Genomic DNA, 18,451 nt, shown 5'->3' with positions numbered 1-18,451 from the left:
GAGCATGCGGTGACTCTCGGTAGAGTGCCCGCATGTCTCCCACCTTGCAAGTCAATCAACTTAGTTGAGTTGATTGTTCGAATTCAGTGCGTGCATGATTCGTGGCACCATGCGTGCGCTACTGCAGAGAGGTGGGCGGACATGTCCGGTGAGTTGAGGCCGACCGTGCGGCGTCGAGTGCTGGGGACCAACCTCCGGCGACTGCGTGAAGAGAAGGGCATGTACCTGGAGGACGCAGCGCGTGCGTTGAGTTGCCATCCGGGAAAGATCAGCCGAATCGAGTCGGGGCGCAGCGGAATCCGCCGACTCGACCTGCGCGTTCTGCTGGACCTCTACGGCGTCGAGGACGAGCCGGCGCGCGAGGGTTGGCTCGCGCTCGCTCGTGAGAGCCGCCGCCAACGCTGGTGGCGGGTCCTGGAGGACAAGTTGCCCCAGGACTTCCTGGAGCTGATCGGCCTGGAGGAGGAGGTGGCCAACTGCCGGGGGTTCCAGCCGAGCACGGTCCACGCCCTGTTGCAGACGGAGGCGTATGCGACAGCCATCATCCGGGGTGGGAGCACAGGCCCGCTCAACGAGGAGCAGCAGACCAGACTCCGTGTCAGGCTGGAACGGCAGAAGGCGCTGACGCGTTCGGAGTCGGAACCGCTGGCCTTGTGGATGGTTCTGGGAGAGACCGCGCTGCGACAGCAGGTTGGAGGAGCCAAGGTGTTGGTCGAGCAGTTGCGGCACCTCGTGGAGATGGCTCAGCTTCCGAACGTGACGCTCCAGGTGCTTCCCTTCACGGCAGGGGCATGTAAAGGAGGAATGCTCCCCTTCACTCTCTACGGTTTCCCCGCCCCGGCCCGACTGGAGGTCGTCCTGCTGGAGCACTTCACGAGCCACGCCTATCTGGAGGCGGCCGAAGACACAGCCCACTACAACAGCGTGTTCGACCACATCCGAGCCTCTGCCCTCAGCCCGCTGGAATCCGAAACGCTGATCCTGCGGATCGCCGATGAACTGTCCTGAAACCAAGGAGAAGACCATGCCCGCTCCCGGCACCGAATGGTTCAAGAGCAGTCACAGCATGCAGAACGGCGACTGTGTGGAAGCCCGCCGCGTACGGAACGGCATGGAGATACGCGACTCCAAGCGCGCCGACAGCCCGCGACTCCGCCTCGGTGCCGACTCCTGGACCGTCTTCCTCACGGGAGTCCGACAGGAGATATGACCGCGTTCGAGGTCTGAAGGCTTTCCTCGCAGCAGTACGAAGCGAACACCGCCCGCTGCGGTAAGAGCTGAAGGAGGCACGGGACCACGGGCCCGGCATCCGGCGGGTGGGTGCTGTCCGGCGGGGAACGCCGACGGTCCCGCCCGGCGTACTCACAGGTCGGGAGGCGGGTCGTCGGCCGGGGACTCGGCGGCGTCGCGGAGTTCGCCGGTGGTGGCGTCCACGGTGGCCGAGCGCAGCACCTCGCCGTCGCGGACCGCCACCCGCCAGTGGACGCGCCACTCCTCCCCCCACCGCTCGGCCAGGAGGACGGGTTCCTCCCGGGTTCCCTGACCGGGCTCGAGCCCGTGGTGGGCTTCGAGCTCCCGCCACGCCGCGTCCGCGCCGACGGTGGCCGGCGGCAGTTCGGGGTCGGCGACGTGCCGGGCGGTGAGGCCGGTCAGGCGGCCGGACGGCTCGATGCGGACGTCCAGGCGCATGGGCATGAGGACGCCGTCCTTCCAGCGGCGCCACTCGACCTCCCAGCCGAGGCCGGGGTCGTCCGCGCCGACCGCGCCGACCGGCCGCACCGTGACCTCCGAGTCGCGCAGCGCCCAGGGCGCGTAGTCCCGGGCGAAGCGGGTGGCCACCTGCCGGGCCTCCCGCGCGGTGCCCACGGGACGGTCGGCCCCGGGTACCCGGTGGGCGCGGGGCTCCTCGCCCTCCACCGTGGAAGGGAGACGAACCGTCAGCTTCTCGCGGTCCGGCCAGGTCAGCTCGGCGAGGCCGCCACCGGGCAGCGTCGCGGTGACGGTGTCGGGGCCGTCCACGTTGTCGTGGAGCTCCGCCTCGCCGACGGGGTAGGCGTCGCCGAAGGCTTCCCCGAGCGCGGTGTCGAGGGCCCGGACCTGCCGACCGCTCGCGGGGTGCTCCAGGGTGGGCAGTACGGCGCGGACCGGGTCGATGACCACGGCCCAGGTCACCGCGACGAGCAGCGAGAGAGCGGCACCGGTGGCGGCCGCGCGCCGGACCACCGTCCGCGCGAGAGGCGTCCCGTAGGAGAACCGGCGGAGGACGAGGGCGCCGACGGCCGCCCCGGCCAGGACGCCGACGGCGTTGGTGACCATGTCGTCGGTGTCGCACAGCCGGCTGACGAAGGGGACGGTGGCCTGGGCGGTCTCCACCGTCGCGATGAACAGGAGGCCGGCGGCGATCCCGGGGAGGGGGCGCCGGGTGGCCAGGACGGCGAACAGGCCGAACGGGACGAACAGCAGGACGTTGAGCTGTCCCTGCGGGCCGGTGAACACGTCGGTCACGGCCGGGTTGACCGTGCACCGCCGGGTGAGGGCCTCGGTCCCGCCGCCACTCCAGCCGGTGAGGAGGACGGGCCCGACCGTCGAGGAGGCCCACAGTCCGTAGAACACGGCCTGGACGCGGCCGGTGCGCCGCGCGGCCACGGCATACCCGAGGGCACCGGCGGCGAGGGTCGCCGCGATGGCCAGCGCGAGAAAGCCGAGATGGTCCTGGAAGACGGCTTCGATCATGTGGGGGCCTGTTCGTGACGGAGGAGCCGCCCTCTCCTCGCGGGCCGGCAGCGGCGCGGGCCCGGCGGCGTGCCGTGGGCGGTTCCCTGGAAGGGCGGGGCCGCAGGGCAGACGGTAGTGGAACCGTCCTCGGCACCCGGCCCCGGGACCACGCGGCGATCCGCCGGTCCGGCCGGCGAACGCCGCGACGACGCGCCGGGTGGCCTCATTGGCGGCGCCGGCCGGGAAACCGACCGCAGGACGCGGGCCGTGCGGCTCCCCGGAGCCGCACAGCGCAGCCGGCGGGGCCGGGCGTCAGCGCACGGCCTGCTCTACCAGGGCTGTGAGCGTCTCCTCGGCCTCCTCGCTCATCTCGGTCAGCGCATACGACGTCGGCCACAGGCCGCTCCCGTTGTCGAGGTCCGCCCGGGGGGTGAACCCGAACGTCGAGTAGGGCTCCCCGTCCGCCTGTCCACTGCGGAAGAAACACACGACTTTTCCCTTTCTGGCGTAGGCCGGCTGCCCGTACCACAGCTTCGGCGACAACTCCGGGGCAGCGGTGGTCACAATGGCGTGGACGCGCTCGGCCAGGGCGCGGTCCGGCTCCGGCATATTCGCGATCTTCGTCAGCACGTCCCTCTCGTCGGCGGCCGCCTTCTCCGCGCCACGGCCACGCCGGGCCTTCGTCCTCAACTCGGAAGCCCGCTCCCGCACGGCCGCGCGCTCCTGCTCGGAGAGTCCTTCCGCCGGGGATGTGTCCTCACTCTTTCCGCCGGCCTTCGTCTCCGCACCCATCGCCGGTCCTCCTCCGCTCGTGCTCCGTGACGTGCCACTCACGTTAGGGATCTCCGGAAGGCCGCGCTTCTCGATTCCTGACCATGTCGCGTCGCCCGCGTCGAAGCCGTGCTGCCGGGGCCGTACGCGGACAGGGGTCGCCGCGGCCCGGTGCGCGGCCCCGCGCACCGGGCCGCATTCCCGTGAACGGCACTGAGCCGAGCGGATGGCGGACGGACCGGGCCATCGCTCCCCCGGCGCGTGCCCGGCGCGCACTCCGTTCCGCGACGGCGCACCGGCACTGCCGCCCTACGCGGGCGAGTGCTCGGCGTCCGCGCGGTCGGCGCCGGTGCCGCGGGTCCTGCGGTACTCACTGGGGCTGACCCCGTGGAACCGCTTGAACGCCGCGCTGAAGCCGAACGCGTCCGCGTACCCGACCCGGCGCGCCACCGCCGCGACCGTCACCCCGGACCCGGACCCGGGCTCGGTCAGCAGGTCGGCGGCCAGGGCCATCCGCCAGTCCGTCAGATACGTCAGCGGCGGCTCGCCCACCAGCCTGGTGAACCGGTCGGCCAGCGTCGTGCGCGACACCCCCGCCTCGCGGGCCAGGGCGGCGAGCGTCCAGGACCGGTCCGGCGCGGCGTGCATCGCCCGCAGCGCCGGGCCGGTCACCTCGTCGCCCAGCGCGCGGATCCAGCCGGGCGGGCCGGGTGTCACAGCCTCCGGCAGGTCGAACCAGGCCCGCAGCGTGCACACCAGCAGCCAGTCCAGCAGGCGGTCCCGTACGACCTGCTGCCCCGGCGGGTGGCTGGGGGCGATCTGGGCCTCCAGGGTCCTGAGGAGGGAGAGGCACTCCTCGTCGCCGGGCACCACGAGCGCGGGCGGCAGCACCGCCAGCAGGCGCCGGGCCACCGCGCCCCGCGCGTGGAACGTCCCCGTCAGCAGCGCCGTGCGGTCGGCCGGTGCCGCGCCCGGCGCGGGCCGGTCGGACAGGACGAACGGCCCCGGGCCGCGTATGACCACGACGTCGCCGGCCCGCACCGGCCGCGGCTTCCCGGCCTCCCCGGCGGCCCCGGAGAGCCAGCCCTCGCCCCGCAGCGGTGCGCACAGCGTCAGGGGTTCCCCGCCGTCGAACCGCCGCTCCCACGGCGGGGACAGCTCCGTCCGCCCGAGGTCGTCACCGTCCGCGCGGACGCCGCGCAGCAACTCGTCGAACGGGTCCATGCTCCGACGATAACGGCCCGGACGATCGGACATGTCCTGTGGACGGCGGGCCATGTCCCCTCCGGTGCCGCGCCGGTTGACTGGCCGGTATGACGACGACACCGAAGACATCCGACGAGATCCTGGTCCTGGGGGCGACGGGCAAGACCGGCCGCCGCCTGGTGGACGTGCTGCGGAAGCAGGGGCGGACCGTGCGGGCCGCGTCCCGTTCCGGCGAGGTGCGGTTCGACTGGCACGACCGGGAGACCTGGCCCGCCGCTCTGGAGGGGGCGGCGGCCGTCTACCTGGTGGCTCCCGACGACCCTGCACCGGTCCGGCCCTTCGTCGAGCAGGCGGTCGAGGCGGGTGTCCGCCGTTTCGTGGCGCTGTCCGGGCGCGGGATGGACCGGATCCCCGAGGGCGCCTTCGCGGGCATGGCCGCCGCCGAGGAGGCCGTGCGCGACTGCGGCGTGGAGTGGACGGTCATCCGCCCGAACAACTTCCAGCAGAACTTCGGCGAGGGCGACTGGCTCGACCCGGTGCGGGCCGGACGGCTGGCCCTGCCGATCGGCTCGGCGCCGGAGCCGTTCATCGACGCCCGGGACATCGCCGAGGTCGCCGCGGTGCTGCTGACCTCGGACGGCCACCACGGGCAGGTGTACGACCTGTCGGGGCCGGAGGCGCTCACCTTCGGTGCGGCCGTGGAGACGATCGCCGCGGCGGCCGGCCGGCCGATCCGCTACGAGGAGCTCGTCCCGGAGGAGTACCGGGCCGAACTCCGGGCCGGGGGCGTGCCGGAGGAGGTCGTCGGGGATCTCGACGCGATGTTCGCCGCGATGCGCGCCGGGCACCTGGCCGAGCCCGCCGACGGGGTGCGGCGGGTGCTCGGCCGGGAGCCGGCCGGCTTCGGCGCCTACGCCGCCCGGGCCGCGGCGGCCGGCGCCTGGTCGTAGCCGTGCGGCGGGTGGTCGTAGCCGGGCGGGCGGCGTGCGCCACACCCACTCCATCGACCGGCTGATCGTGCGCGCCCCGCACCGGACCGGTGGGGAGACGGATACGAGTTGACCGCCGCGGCCACCGTGAGGACCCCCGTCCCCCACGGTGACCGCGGCGCCCGGGTCAGCGCTCCGCGAGGTGGGCGGTGAGGGAGTCCAGCAGCATCCCGCTGCCCTCCTCCGCCATGTCGCGCTCCGCCGCGCTCGCGCAGACCTGGGAGAGGGTGAGCCTTGTCCGGCCGCCCTCCGGCCGTTCCGCTCCCTGTGACCGTTCCGCCAGCTCCATCGTCATCACGGTCGGCTCGGCCTCGCCGGGCAGCTCCATGTCCAGCACCAGCCGCCGGCCGCTCTCCACCTCCCGGTAGGTGCCGCCGATGGGCGCCCGCTGCCCGCCGGGGACGAGCATCACGGCCTGCCAGGCGCCGCCCGGCCGTACGTCCATCCGCACCGATCCGGGCTCGGCGCCCGCCCACCGCTCGTACCGCTCCGGGGTCGTCCAGGCCGCGAAGATCTCCGCGGCGGAGGCGTCCAGCTCGCGGACGAGGGTGTAGGTGTGCTGTGTGTCCGAGGCGGCCGGGGTGGTCGGTGCGGTTCCGGTGTGCCGGCTCATCGTCTTCTCCTCCGTCGTGGTCCCTCCCGTCGAGGGGACACCCCGTAAGACGGCCGGGGGCCCGGGAACTCATCGCTCCGCGCCCGCCGGTTTCAGGAGCGCTTCGGCTCGAAGTGCAGTGCGGTGATCCCGCAGTCGAACGCCCGGGCGGTGACGAGCCGGAGCCGGTGGTGGGCGCCGGTGGTGGGGAAGACGGGCCTCCCGGTGCCGATCGCGGTCGGGTTGACGAACAGGTGCAGCTCGTCGAGGAGGCCCTCGGCGATCAGGTTGGCCGCGAGCGTGGCACCGCCGTAGGTGATCAGATCCCCGCCCGGCTGCGCCTTGAGCCGGTTCACCGTCTCGGCCAGGTCGCCGCCCGCGACGGTGGCGTTCTTCCAGGGCGACTCGGTGAGGGAGTCGGAGACGACGGTCTTGGGGGTGCTGTTCATCCAGTCGGTCGTCTCCCGGGTCTCGCCCTCGGGGCCGGTCTCCCAGGTGGGGATGAACCCCTCGGCGAGCCTGCGGCCCAGCACGATGTGGTCGACCGGCTTGGTCAGCGCGTCGATGTAGTCGCCGATGTCCTCCGTCCACGGGAACGTCATCCAGTCCATCTCGCCGTTCGGACCCGCCATGTAGCCGTCGGCGGTGACCTGGACCTGGAGCTTGAACCTGCGCATGGAGGACCGCTTCCCTTCGGATTCGAGGTGGTGCCGGCGGCGGGCCGCCGGCATGCCGGGCACGGCCGTCACCCGGGACACGGCCCTTTCGGGCCCGCCCGGTCCGGCTCCGCGTGGAACGAGAAGTTAGCGGCCGGCACTGACAGTCCCGCCCCGGCGACACCGACCGGGCACCGCCGCCTTGGAGGGCCGGGCCCGGGCTACATCCGGTCGATCGCGGTGAGGTCGATGTCGATGCCGAAGGGCTCCGAGAGCGTCAGCCGGTCCTGGTGGACGCCCGCGAGGACGTACGCCCCGGCAGCGCGGTCGAGGGTGTGGACGTGGACCACCGGGCGGCGGCCCGGGCTCTCCTCCACCAGCCAGAAGTGCGGGATGCCCGCCGCCGCGTAGAGCTGTGGTTTGCGCTCGCGATCACGGATCACCGAGTCGGGGGAGACCGTCTCGACGGCCAGGACGACATCCCGGACGGCGTAGCGGTCGGTGTCCGGGCCGGGGGCGGCCTCCGTGCGGACCACCGTCACGTCCGGCTCGGGCGCCTGGCCGGGGCCGAGCACCACGACCATCTCCCGCCGCACCCGCAGATGTTCGGGGCAGGTGCGGCGCAGGCCCTCGACCAGCAGGGAGTTGGCCAGTGAGTGGTAGCCGCTCTGCCGGGCCCGGAAGACGAGACCGCCGTCGACGAGCTGGGTGTGCGGCGGGAGGTCGGGCAGCCGGAAGAGGTCCTCGACCGTGAAACCGCGGGACGGGGGACGCAGCCACTCGGGGAAGGGCTCGTCGTCGATGCCGATCGTGTTCTCCACGTCGTCCATGCCCCCATCGTGGGCCTGTTTTCACTCCTGGCAGTAGCAAACACCATACCGCCGCCCGTAAAGGTGAATGACAGTACGAGCGTTGACGGTGGGGCGTACTACCGTCGGCCTGTGTGCCGGTGCACCGGCACACAGTGGTCCGGGAGACGGGGGCAGTGGTGAGCGGAAGCGGACGGCGAACGGCCGAGGCGCATGCGGCACAGGCGGCCGGTGCCGGGGACGAGGCGGCGTTCGCCGGGCTCGCCGAGCGGTACCGGCACGAACTGCGGGTGCACTGCTACCGGATGCTGGGATCGTTCACCGACGCGGAGGATCTCGTCCAGGAGACCCTGCTGCGGGCCTGGCGCGCCCGGGAGAGCTTCGCGGGGCGGGCGACGTTCCGCGCGTGGCTGTACCGCATCGCCACCAACGCCTGTCTGGACGCCCTGGCGAGCCCGGCCCGCAGCCGGGAGATCGCGGTGGCCCCGGATGGCCCGGACGGCGCGGCGGGCCCGGCACCGGCGGAGGTTCCCTGGCTGCAGCCCTGCCCGGACGGGCTGCTGGACCTGGCGGCACCCGCCGGGGGCGAGCCGGAGACGGTGGTGATCGCCCGGGAGACCGTCGAGCTGGCGTTCCTGGCGGCCGTCCAGCACCTGCCGCCCCGGCAGCGGGCGGCACTGATCCTGCGGGATGTCGTCGGCTGGTCCGCACAGGAGACGGCGGAGGCGCTGGAGACAAGCGTCGCCTCGGTCAAGAGCGCCCTCCAGCGGGCCCGCGCGACACTGCGGGAGAGGCTGCCCGAGCGGCGCGCGGAGTGGCGGTCCGCCACCGGCCCCGACGAGACCGAACGCGCCCTGCTGCGACGGTACGTGGCCGCCTCCCGACAGGGTGATCTGTCGGAGCTGGCCGCGCTGCTGCGCGAGGACGCCCGGCAGAGCATGCCCCCCGCCCGCCTGGTGTACGAGGGCCGGACGGCGATCCTCGACCTGTGGCGGCCGGTCCTGGAGGGGGACGGGGCCTGGGGTGACTGGCACTGCGTACCGCTGGCGGTGAACCGGCAGCCCGCGGCGGCCAACTACGTCCGCCGCCCCGGCGAGGACGTCTGGACCGCGGTCAACATCGACGTCCTGTGCGTCGAGGACGGGTTGGTCACCGAGATCACCACCTTCGGCCCCGAGGTGCTGCCCGCCGCGGGACTCGCCCTCACTCTGGCCACCGCGGAGACCGCTGTGTGACGCGGACCACATCCGCCGGTCGATTCCTTTCTCCGGGCCCGCCCGTCACATGGGCGGCACCGCGCGGACGCGGTCGGGCCACGATATGACGACGGAGGGAAGGACCATGACGGAGGACAACGGCACCACCCGGACCGCACAGCCGGACGTCCGGCCGGGGAGCGAGGGAATCGGGACCCTGGAACGGCTGGTGGGCTCCTGGCGGGTGACCGGCGGCACGGAGGGCACGGTCACCTACCGCCGGCTGGCGGGCGGCTTCTTCCTCGTCCAGGAGGTCGAGCTGGAGCAGTACGGGCAGCGTGTCACCGGGCTGGAGGTGATCGGGCGGGAGAAGCCGTTCGGCGCGGAGCGGCCGGGCGAGGACATCAGGTCCCGCTTCTACGACAGCCAGGGCAACACCCTCGACTACGTATACGAGCTCGACGGGGACACCCTGACCATCTGGGGCGGGGAGAAGGGCTCCCCCGCGTACTTCCGGGGCACCTTCGACGCGGCCGGCGACACCCTGACCGGTGCGTGGGTCTACCCCGGCGGCGGGGGCTACGAGTCGGTGATGACCAGGACCGGGTGACCGGCGGGCGCGGGTACCGCTACAGCCGGTCGATCGCGGTGAGGTCGATGTCGATGTCGAAGGGGACGGCCAGCTTCAGCCGGTCATGGTGGATCCCGGTGGGCACGTAGCTGCCCGTCGCGGGCTCCAGCTCGAAGACGTAGACGACCGGACGGCGTCCCGTCCCCTTCTCCACCCGCCAGAAGTGCGGGATGCCCGCCTCCGCGTAGAGCTGCGGCTTGCGCTTGCGGTCACGCTCCTCCGAGTCGGGGGAGACCACCTCGACGGCGAGGACCACGTCCTCGGCCCGGAATCCGGTCTCCTCGGCCTCCTCGGTGGCCGCCTCCGCCCGGATGACCATGAGATCCGGCTCCGGCCGGTTCCGCCGGGTCAGCAGAACGCTCATCTCGCGGCAGGCCCGCAGCTCGTCCGGGACGGTCTCGTGGAGCCCCCTCTCCAGCAGGAACATCGCCAGCGAGTGGAAGTACTTCTGCGGGCTCACGAAGACCAGGCTCCCGTCGATCAACTCCGTGTGCGGCGGGAGGTCCGGGATACGGTCGAGGTCGTCCGCGGTGTAACCGTCCGGCGGCGGCACGGGCCACGAGGTGGCGGACGCACTGGGCAGCGGCTCGGCGGTCATGGTTCCTCCCATGGACGGGATTCTCGGCCGGGCACCCAGCCTAGCGAGCGGAAACGCCCGCGCCACCGCTCACACGAGTGAGCGGCGGCGCGGGCGTTGACCGGCGGGCGGTGGGCGGGGGACCGCGTCAGGCGGTCACTCCCACTCGATCGTCCCCGGGGGCTTGCTGGTGACGTCCAGCACCACCCGGTTGACGTCGGCGACCTCGTTGGTGATGCGGGTCGAGATGCGGGCCAGCGTCTCGTACGGCAGCCGCGACCAGTCGGCGGTCATCGCGTCCTCCGAGGAGACCGGCCGCAGCACGACCGGATGGCCGTAGGTGCGGCCGTCGCCCTGGACGCCGACGCTGCGCACGTCGGCCAGCAGCACCACCGGGCACTGCCAGATGTCGCGGTCCAGGCCGGCCGCGGTCAGCTCCTCGCGGGCGATGGCGTCGGCCTCGCGCAGCAGGTCCAGGCGCTCCTTGGTGACCTCGCCGACGATGCGGATGCCCAGGCCGGGACCGGGGAAGGGCTGCCGCTGGACGATCTCCTCGGGCAGGCCCAGCTCCTGGCCGACCATGCGGACCTCGTCCTTGAACAGCTTCCGCAGCGGCTCCACCAGCTCGAACCGCAGGTCCTCGGGGAGGCCGCCCACGTTGTGGTGGGACTTGATGTTGGCGGTGCCGGTGCCGCCGCCGGACTCCACCACGTCCGGGTAGAGGGTGCCCTGCACCAGGAACTCCACGGCCTCCTCGCCGGAGCCGGCCTCGGCGACGATCTCGCTCGCGGCCTGCTCGAAGACGCGGATGAACTCCCGGCCGATGATCTTGCGCTTCTGCTCGGGGTCGGCCACCCCGGCCAGCGCGTCCAGGAAGCGCTTCTCGGCGTCGACGACCCTGAGCTGGACGCCGGTGGCGGCCACGAAGTCCTTCTCGACCTGCTCGGACTCGCCCTTGCGCATCAGCCCGTGGTCCACGTAGACGCAGGTCAGGCGCTCGCCGATGGCCTTGTTGACCAGGGCGGCGGCCACCGCGGAGTCCACGCCGCCGGACAGGCCGCAGATGGCGCGCCGGGGGCCGATCTGCGCGCGGATGGCGGCGACCTGCTCCTCGACGACGTTGGCCGCCGTCCAGGTGGGCTTGAGGCCCGCGCCCCGGTACAGGAAGTGCTCCAGGACCTGCTGGCCGTGGGTGGTGTGCATCACCTCGGGGTGGTACTGGACGCCGTAGAGCCTGCGCCCGTCGTCCTCGAAGGCCGCGACCGGCACTCCGTCGGTGGCGGCGGTGACGGCGAAGCCCTCGGGGGCGGCCGAGCAGGCGTCGCCGTGGGACATCCACACCGACTGCTCGGCGGGGGTGCCCTCGAAGAGGGTGGAGCCGGGCCGGGTGACGGTCAGCGGGGTGCCGCCGTACTCGCGGCGGCCGGTGTTGTCCACGGTGCCGCCCAGCGCCTGGGCCATGAGCTGGAAGCCGTAGCACATGCCGAAGACCGGCACCCCGGCCTCGAAGAGCGCGCGGTCGATGCCGGGCGCGTCCTCGGCGTACACGGAGGAGGGGCCGCCGGAGAGGATGATCGCCTTGGGGTTCCTCGCGAGGATCTCGGCCACCGGCGTGGTGGACGGGACGATCTCGCTGTAGACCCGGGCCTCGCGGACCCGGCGGGCGATGAGCTGGGCGTACTGCGCGCCGAAGTCGACGACGAGGACGGTGTCCGGGTCGGCACCGGTGCCGGTGTCGGCGGCGGGGTCTGATGCCACGAGGCTGGCTGCCTTTCGGCGTGGAACTGGCTGGGAGGGCCCAGTCTACCGGTGGGCGTCACCCGGACGGCCGTCTCACCATCCGGCCGCCCGGTGGTCCGGTGCGGCGCTCCCGGGGCATACTGGCCGCATGTTCACGCGGACGAACTTCTGGTTTACCTATGGCACCGGCCCGGCCGGCTGCCACGGGTCCGTCGGTTCCGCCGTGTGAACCACTGACGAGCGACTCCCCAGGCGCCCCGGGCCGGTCAAGGCCCGGGGCGCCTGTCGTCGCTCCCGGGTCCGGCCGGCCGCGGGTGCCACGACCCCCGAAGGGACGTACGGCATGACCACCCCCACGAGCGGCACGGCCGCGAGCGGCACGGCCGCGAGCGGCACGGCCGCGAGCGGCACGGCCACGAGCGACACCCCCGCGACCGCCCCCGGTGAGCGGATCTCCGAGGACCGCGGGCGGATCGACGAACTGGACGAACGGATCATCGCCCTGGTGCGGGAGCGCATGGCGGTCTCCGCCCGGATCCAGCGCACCCGGATCGACAGCGGCGGCCGCCGGGTGAACCTTTCCCGCGAGATGGAGATCCTCACCCGCTACCGCGAGGAGCTGGGCAGGCCCGGCACCTCGCTCGCCATGACGCTGCTGGAGCTGTGCCGCGGCCGGGTCTGACCCCGTCCGCGACGATTACTCCCGGTGATCACCCATACGGTGCGTTACCGCCCCGGGCGGCCTTCGTTGAACCGGGCACCCCTCGGCCAACCGGGCGCCCGGCGGCGGCGGGGACATACCGGAGCGATGAGACGCCGTTCTCCCTCGGGAGGTGAGGACCGGGCGTCGTGGGACCTCGCTCCGGTGCGGTGGCCGGACGGCAGGGGACAGCAGCCCGGTCACCACCTCAGCGGTCGGCTCCCGGGACGCCGTGGGCCGGCCGCTCCGCGGCTCCGCCGCAGGTGGCGGAACCGGAAGATCAGCGGTCAACGGGCTGGTTCAGGACAACTTCGGAGGAGGAAGACCTGTTCTGTCGGAACAGTTGCGTTCCAGGAGGTACATCCCCCACGATGCGGAGTGGACCCGCACAGCGGGTCCCGCGTCCACGGACCATCCTTCGCGGCGCTTCCCCCCGGCGCCGCTCCAGCGTCGGCGGAGCCCTGACGCCGACGCTGCACCACAGGGCCCCGCGGCGGCCGACCCACCCACCCGGTCGGCGCCCGGGGCCCTTCTCCTTGTCCGGCGGATCCGGCGCAGCCGTCCCTGGGACGAATGAACCAGGGAGAAGGTTGCGGCGCCTTCCATTGCGGGCCGATAACGACAAAACCAGGCCCGCATGTGACATGTATCACGACAGAATCTGGCAGCCGTGAGCAACTGAGCCCGTCTGCCCCTTATGTCACTGCGACATCAGCGCACTCCAGGACGGCCCCGGAAAAACGGCCGGGCGGAAGATCCCGCTCCGCCCATACGCTGCTCCCAGCCCGCCGCGCCACTGCGCGAAGGCCCCGAACAGCGTTCTTCCTTTTTCTCCACCTCAGACGAACGAGGTCATTCATGAAGCTTCGTCGCGCCCTCGCGGCTGCCGCCGCCACGGCCGTCATCGCACCCGCCGCCCTGCTCGCGGCACCCGCCGCGTACGCCAGCGAGAACGACAACGGCGGCACGGACACCACCCAGACCCAGCCCGGCCAGGAGGGTGCCGACCAGGACACCGACGGCCAGGACGCCGACGACACCTCCGGCAGCGACTCCTCGGAAGGCACCGGGGACGAGAACACCGGGAACACCGAGGGCAGCACCGACGGGGCGGAGTCCGAGACCCCCGGCACGGAGACCCCCGGCACGGAGAAGCCGGAGGGCGAGGTCCCCGACGCGGAGAAGCCGGAGGGCGAGAAGAAGCCCGACGACGAGACCCCCGAGAAGGAGACCCCGGAGGGCGAGAAGCCCGAGGACGAGAAGCCGGGCGAGGAGGACGAGCCCTGGCTGCCGTTCGACTGCGAGAAGCTCGACCTCGACAGCAAGCTCAGCGCCACCATCGCCGGTCTGCCCAACACGATCGTGGCCGGCTCGGGCTGGCACAACTTCGAGTTCACGGTGAAGAACGGCTCGAAGAAGACCCTCAAGAACGTCTACGTCGAGGCCTTCACCGAGTACACCGAGGACGACGACAAGAACCCCCTCGCCCTGGACCTCACGGAGCTCCAGTACAAGAACCCCGAGAACGGCAAGTGGACCGACTCGTACCAGGCCGTCTACGAGGACGAGAACGGTGAAGCCGTCGTGACCGGCACCTTCGTCGGCCTCATCGACCAGATCGACCCGAAGGCGTCCGTCGAGATGCAGCTGCGGGTGCGCATCGACGCCGCCGCGCCCGCCGGTTCCTCCCTCGCCGTGACCAACGCCGTCTACGCGGGCAAGGGCAAGACCTGCCGCGGCAACGGCGACGCCTACGAGTTCACCGTCGCCAAGGCCGGCAGCAAGCCGGACAAGGTCGAGGACGCCAAGCCGAGCGGTGAGAAGCCGCAGGGCGGCGCCAAGAAGCCGCTGGACGGGAAGAAGCCGAGCGAGTCCAAGGAGCTGCCCGTCGACGGCAAGCTCGCCGAGACCGGCTCGTCCTCCGCGCTGCCGATGTTCGCCCTCGCGGGCGGCGCGGCCGTGGCGCTGGGCGCCGGGGCCATGTTCGTCGTGCGGCGCCGCAAGGGTGCCGGGACGGACGGCTCCGCCGTCGCCTGACGGTGGTGTGACCGCCTGACCGTATGACGGGAGGGGGTGGAGCGGCCGAGCCGCTCCACCCCCTCCCGTCGTGTTTCCTCAGGCCCCCGCGGGCTCGGCGGGCTCGGCGGGCTCTACAGCCCCCGCCGGCCGCGGCGGTACGGCCGGCACCGGCAGCAGCGGCAGCCGCAGCGCCGCGAACGCGTGCTCCGGCACCACGGGCGCGCGGGGCGGTACGGGCGGCACCCGCACATACCCGGTGCCCTGCTCGGGCCGGGGGTCGGGCTCGCCCTTGTTGGGCCACAGGGACATGGCGCGCTCGGCCTGGGCGGTGATGGTCAGCGAGGGGTTGACGCCCAGGTTGGCGGAGACGGCCGCGCCGTCCACCACCGAGATGCCCGGGTGCCCGTAGAGCCGGTGGTAGGGGTCGACGACGCCCTCCTCGGGCGAGGCGCCGATCGGGCAGCCGCCCAGGAAGTGCGCGGTCAGCGGGGTGCCCATCAGCTCGCCGACGTTCGTGCCGGGGAAGCCGTTGATCTCCTCCGCGATGAGCCGGGCGGCCTCGGCGCCCTCGGGGATGTGGTCGGGGTTGGGGGCGCCGTGGCCCTGTCTCGCCGTCAGCAGTCCCTTCCCCGGGCCCCTGGTGCGGCGGTAGGTGGTCAGGGAGTTGTCCAGCGACTGCATCACCAGGCCGATGATGGTCCGCTCCGACCAGCGGTGGTTGGACAGCGTCCGCGCCGTCAGCACCGGGTGGCGCAGGCAGTGCGCGGCGAAGGCCAGCGGCCTCGGCAGGCGCCCGCCGTACGGCACCTGGAGGACGGACAGCGCGCCCATCGCGTTGGAGCCCCTGCCGTAGCGGACCGGCTCGATGTGGGTGTTCTCGTTCGGGTGGACGGAGGAGGTGATGGCCACGCCCCGGGTGAAGTCCGGTGCGGCGCCGGGCCCGTACTTCCTCCGGTAGCGGCGCCGGGTGGTCAGCGCGCCCACCAGGGCCTCGGAGTTGGTGCGGGTCAGCTCGCCCAGCCGCGGGGAGATCCCCGGCAGGGTGCCGGTGTCGCGCATGCGGTGCAGCAGGGTCTGGGTGCCGTAGGTCCCGGCGGCGACGACGACCCGCCGGCAGCGCAGCACCGTCCGCCTCCCCCGGCGGCGCCGGCCGGTCGGCACGGTGGTGACGGTGAAACCGCCGCGGCCGTCCTCGGCCACCTCGGTGACGGTGGTCATCGGGTGGACGGCCGCGCCGGCCTTCTCGGCCAGGTACAGGTAGTTCTCGGTGAGGGTGTTCTTGGCGCCGTGGCGGCAGCCGGTCATGCACTCGCCGCACTCGGTGCAGGCGCGGCGGGACGGCCCCGCGCCGCCGAAGTAGGGGTCGGGCACCTCCCCGCCCGGCTCCGCCCGCGCCTTTCCCCCGGCGTCCTCGCCGTCGCCGAAGAAGACGCCCACCGGGGCCGGGTGGAAGGTGTCGCCGACGCCCATCTTCTCCGCGGCGGCCCGCAGATGAGCGTCGGAGGGGGTGACGGTGGGGTTGAGCCGTACTCCCAGCATGCGTCTGGCCTGGTCGTAGTGGGGCCCCAACTCCTCCTGCCAGTCGGTGATGTGGCCCCACTGGCGGTCGGTGAAGAAGGCGGGCGGCGGGACGTAGAGGGTGTTGGCGTAGTTCAGCGAGCCGCCGCCCACCCCGGCGCCGGCCAGGATCATGACCTTGTCCATCAGATGGATGCGCTGAATGCCGTACAGACCCAGCGCCGGTGCCCACAGGTAGTTCCGCAGGTCCCAGGAGTTCTTCGGCAGCGTGGCGCGGGTGAAGCGGCGGCCCGCCTCCAGCACGCCCACCCGGTAGCCCTTCTCCGTCAGCCGCAGGGCGGCCACCGAGCCGCCGAAACCGGAGCCGACGACGATCACGTCGTAGTCGTACGGCTCCCCGGGCGGGGTTTCCTGCGGCGTATGGGGGGTTTCGTCCTGCGGTCGGGGCATGGCGGTACCTCCGGGTGGCGCGACGCTGTTCTCACAGCGGAGGAGAGACGGAAGGAGAGGCGGAAGGAGAGGGACGGGGGAAAACGGGGGTGGGCGGGGAAAGGCGGACGAGGAGGTCGGGATCAGCGGAGGCGGAGGGCCTTCAGCGCGCGCAGGGAGGTGTTCATGAACGCCGCGTACCTCTCGTCGTCCATGCCGAACGACGGCGCCAGGGGCACCACGCGCTGCTGGGCGACGGTCTGCGCCTCGGTGTACTTGAGGATGCCCTCCGCACCGTGCCGGCGGCCCAGCCCGGAGTCGCCCATGCCGCCCATCGGGGCCTGGACGCTGCCGTACGCCGCGCCGTAGGCCTCGTTGACGTTCACCGTGCCGGCGCGCAGCCGGGTGGCCAGGGCGCGGGCCCGGCGGCCGTTGCGGCTCCACACACTGGCGTTGAGCCCGTACGGGGTGGCGTTGGCGAGGGCGACCGCCTCGTCCTCGTCGGTGAAGCGGTGGACGGAGACGACGGGCCCGAAGGTCTCCTCCCCGCAGACGGCCATGTCGGCGGTGACGCCCGCCAGGACGGTCGGCTCGTGGAAGAACGGGCCGACGTCGGGGCGGGGCCGCCCGCCCGCCAGGACCTTCGCGCCCTTGGCGACGGCCTCCGCCACATGCTCGGTGACGGTCCGGAGCTGCCGCTCGGAGGCGAGGGAGCCCATGTCGGCGCCGTAGGCGAGCGCGGTGCCCAGCCGCAGGGCCCTCGTGCGGGCGACGAGGCGCTCGGTGAAGGCGTCGGCGACGGAGGCGTGGACGTAGAGCCGCTCGATGGAGATGCACAGCTGGCCGGCCGAGGAGAACGCGCCGCGCACCGCGCCGGCCGCCGCCCGGTCCGGGTCGGCGTCGGCCAGGACGATCATGGCGTTCTTACCGCCCAGCTCCAGCGAGCAGCCCACCAGCCGGTCCGCGGCGCGCCGGGCGACCTCGCGGCCGGTGCGGGTGGAGCCGGTGAAGGAGACGTAGTCGGCGTGCTCGACCACCGCCGGACCGACGACGGGGCCGTCGCCGACGACCACCTGCCACACGTCCGCGGGCAGCCCGGCCTCGATCAGCAGGCGGCGCGCCCACAGCGCGGTCAGCGCGGTCTCGGTGTCGGGCTTCATCACCACCGCGTTGCCCGCGGCGAAGGCGGGCAGGGCGTCGCCGACGGACAGCTCCAGCGGGTAGTTCCAGGGTGCGATCAGCCCGACGACGCCCTTCGGGTGGCGCAGCTCCAGGGTCTTCGTCAGCACCGGGAAGGCGCCGGCCCGGCGCCTGGGGCGCAGGTGGGCGGGGGCCGTGCGGCCGTAGTACCGGGCGGCGACGGCGACCGCCTGCACCTCCTCGTGCGCGTGCAGCCGCGCCTTGCCGGTCTCCAGCTGGTTCAGGTCCAGCACCTCACGCTGGCGGCTCAGCAGCAGGTCGTGGAAGCGCAGCAGTACCGCGGCGCGCTCCCGTGCCGGCCGGGCCGCCCACCGCCGCTGCGCCCGCCGCGCCCGGGCGAAGGCCGCGGCGACGTCCTCGGGCGCGGCCTCGGGCAGGTCGGCCAGCTTCTCCCCGGTGAACGGGGTGTGGCAGGCGGTGGTGCCGCTGCCGGTGACGTCCTCGGTCAGGCGGGCGACCAGGTCGGCGGTCACCACGTCCGCGGCGGTGCGGGCGGCGGTGGGGGCGGGGGCGACCGGGTTGCCGTCCGGCGCGGGCGCCGGACGTACCGGTCCGGCGGCGGCCCCGGCAGTCCCGGCGACCCCGGCGGCTCTGGCGGTGGTACCTGGCGATTCCGTCATACAGCGGAGGGTAGGACGAATGCCGCCGACATGGGTACCCGTCGGTAACCTTTTTTACGGAACCCGCCAGTGAGCACTGGCGG

Annotated in this window: 17 protein-coding genes; 7 read left to right on the top strand and 10 right to left on the bottom strand. The window is 72.9% G+C overall.

Annotation, left to right across the window (positions count from 1 at the left end):
- The first annotated feature begins 141 nt into the window (after positions 1-141).
- Both CUT44_RS26735 and CUT44_RS26730 read left to right on the top strand, forming a co-directional pair.
- Positions 142-1,008: a helix-turn-helix domain-containing protein gene (locus CUT44_RS26735; RefSeq protein ID WP_100204540.1), complete on the top strand. Its 867-nt coding sequence runs from the start codon at positions 142-144 to the stop codon at positions 1,006-1,008.
- Positions 995-1,210, top strand: a complete 216-nt coding sequence (locus tag CUT44_RS26730; RefSeq protein WP_233221688.1) for a DUF397 domain-containing protein — start codon at positions 995-997, stop codon at positions 1,208-1,210. The genes CUT44_RS26735 and CUT44_RS26730 overlap by 14 nt, the downstream gene beginning before the upstream one ends.
- Positions 1,211-1,362: 152 nt before the next feature.
- Here CUT44_RS26730 and CUT44_RS26725 read toward each other — a convergent pair whose 3' ends face one another.
- The 3 genes from CUT44_RS26725 to CUT44_RS26715 all read right to left on the bottom strand — a co-directional run bounded on the left by CUT44_RS26725 (position 1,363) and on the right by CUT44_RS26715 (position 4,710).
- Positions 1,363-2,733 carry a VanZ family protein gene (locus CUT44_RS26725; protein WP_100204538.1) on the bottom strand — a complete coding sequence of 457 codons (1,371 nt, stop codon included), beginning with the start codon at positions 2,731-2,733 and terminating at the stop codon, positions 1,363-1,365.
- Between the two features lie 294 nt (positions 2,734-3,027).
- The gene (locus CUT44_RS26720) at positions 3,028-3,507 is read right to left on the bottom strand and encodes a DUF1801 domain-containing protein (protein WP_100204537.1); all 480 of its coding nucleotides are present in this window, start codon (positions 3,505-3,507) and stop codon (positions 3,028-3,030) included.
- A 288-nt stretch (positions 3,508-3,795) separates the two neighbouring features.
- The gene (locus tag CUT44_RS26715; protein WP_100204536.1) at positions 3,796-4,710 is read right to left on the bottom strand and encodes an AraC family transcriptional regulator; all 915 of its coding nucleotides are present in this window, start codon (positions 4,708-4,710) and stop codon (positions 3,796-3,798) included.
- Positions 4,711-4,799: 89 nt separating this feature from the next.
- Between CUT44_RS26715 and CUT44_RS26710 the strand changes: the two genes are divergently transcribed.
- Entirely contained in the window at positions 4,800-5,642 is an 843-nt protein-coding gene (locus CUT44_RS26710) for an NmrA family NAD(P)-binding protein (protein WP_100204535.1), read from the top strand.
- A 166-nt stretch (positions 5,643-5,808) separates the two neighbouring features.
- Here CUT44_RS26710 and CUT44_RS26705 read toward each other — a convergent pair whose 3' ends face one another.
- The 3 genes from CUT44_RS26705 to CUT44_RS26695 form a co-directional block, all read right to left on the bottom strand.
- Entirely contained in the window at positions 5,809-6,294 is a 486-nt protein-coding gene (locus CUT44_RS26705; RefSeq protein WP_100204534.1) for an SRPBCC family protein, read from the bottom strand.
- A 92-nt stretch (positions 6,295-6,386) separates the two neighbouring features.
- Positions 6,387-6,950 (bottom strand): dihydrofolate reductase family protein, encoded by a 564-nt coding sequence (locus CUT44_RS26700; protein ID WP_100204605.1) that lies wholly within the window; start codon positions 6,948-6,950, stop codon positions 6,387-6,389.
- Between the two features lie 200 nt (positions 6,951-7,150).
- On the bottom strand, positions 7,151-7,759 hold the full coding sequence (locus tag CUT44_RS26695; RefSeq protein ID WP_199185852.1) for a Uma2 family endonuclease: 609 nt from the start codon (positions 7,757-7,759) through the stop codon (positions 7,151-7,153).
- Between the two features lie 155 nt (positions 7,760-7,914).
- On the opposite strand from CUT44_RS26695, the gene CUT44_RS26690 reads away from it, so the two are divergent.
- Together CUT44_RS26690 and CUT44_RS26685 are read left to right on the top strand one after the other, a co-directional pair.
- A complete protein-coding gene (locus CUT44_RS26690; RefSeq protein ID WP_233221687.1) occupies positions 7,915-8,973 on the top strand; it encodes an RNA polymerase subunit sigma-70 in 1,059 nt (352 codons plus the stop codon).
- Between the two features lie 106 nt (positions 8,974-9,079).
- On the top strand, positions 9,080-9,544 hold the full coding sequence (locus CUT44_RS26685) for a DUF1579 domain-containing protein (protein WP_233221686.1): 465 nt from the start codon (positions 9,080-9,082) through the stop codon (positions 9,542-9,544).
- Positions 9,545-9,563: 19 nt separating this feature from the next.
- Here CUT44_RS26685 and CUT44_RS26680 read toward each other — a convergent pair whose 3' ends face one another.
- Positions 9,564-10,163, bottom strand: coding sequence for a Uma2 family endonuclease (locus CUT44_RS26680; protein WP_100204533.1), 600 nt, complete (start codon positions 10,161-10,163; stop codon positions 9,564-9,566).
- A 135-nt stretch (positions 10,164-10,298) separates the two neighbouring features.
- A complete protein-coding gene (gene guaA, locus CUT44_RS26675; RefSeq protein WP_100204532.1) occupies positions 10,299-11,900 on the bottom strand; it encodes a glutamine-hydrolyzing GMP synthase in 1,602 nt (533 codons plus the stop codon).
- Between the two features lie 325 nt (positions 11,901-12,225).
- Between guaA and CUT44_RS26670 the strand changes: the two genes are divergently transcribed.
- Together CUT44_RS26670 and CUT44_RS32605 are read left to right on the top strand one after the other, a co-directional pair.
- Positions 12,226-12,564, top strand: coding sequence for a chorismate mutase (locus CUT44_RS26670; protein WP_100204531.1), 339 nt, complete (start codon positions 12,226-12,228; stop codon positions 12,562-12,564).
- Between the two features lie 876 nt (positions 12,565-13,440).
- The gene (locus tag CUT44_RS32605) at positions 13,441-14,619 is read left to right on the top strand and encodes an LAETG motif-containing sortase-dependent surface protein (protein ID WP_107488070.1); all 1,179 of its coding nucleotides are present in this window, start codon (positions 13,441-13,443) and stop codon (positions 14,617-14,619) included.
- Between the two features lie 78 nt (positions 14,620-14,697).
- Here CUT44_RS32605 and CUT44_RS26655 read toward each other — a convergent pair whose 3' ends face one another.
- Together CUT44_RS26655 and CUT44_RS26650 are read right to left on the bottom strand one after the other, a co-directional pair.
- On the bottom strand, positions 14,698-16,569 hold the full coding sequence (locus CUT44_RS26655) for a GMC oxidoreductase (protein ID WP_100204528.1): 1,872 nt from the start codon (positions 16,567-16,569) through the stop codon (positions 14,698-14,700).
- A gap of 122 nt (positions 16,570-16,691) precedes the next feature.
- Entirely contained in the window at positions 16,692-18,368 is a 1,677-nt protein-coding gene (locus tag CUT44_RS26650; protein ID WP_100204527.1) for a succinic semialdehyde dehydrogenase, read from the bottom strand.
- Positions 18,369-18,451: the final 83 nt, after the last annotated feature.

This window comes from Streptomyces carminius, from assembly GCF_002794255.1.
GTDB classification, from domain to species: domain Bacteria; phylum Actinomycetota; class Actinomycetes; order Streptomycetales; family Streptomycetaceae; genus Streptomyces; species Streptomyces carminius.
Note: the sequence above shows the minus strand (reverse complement) of the source record. Positions and strands in the feature narration are given on the sequence as shown.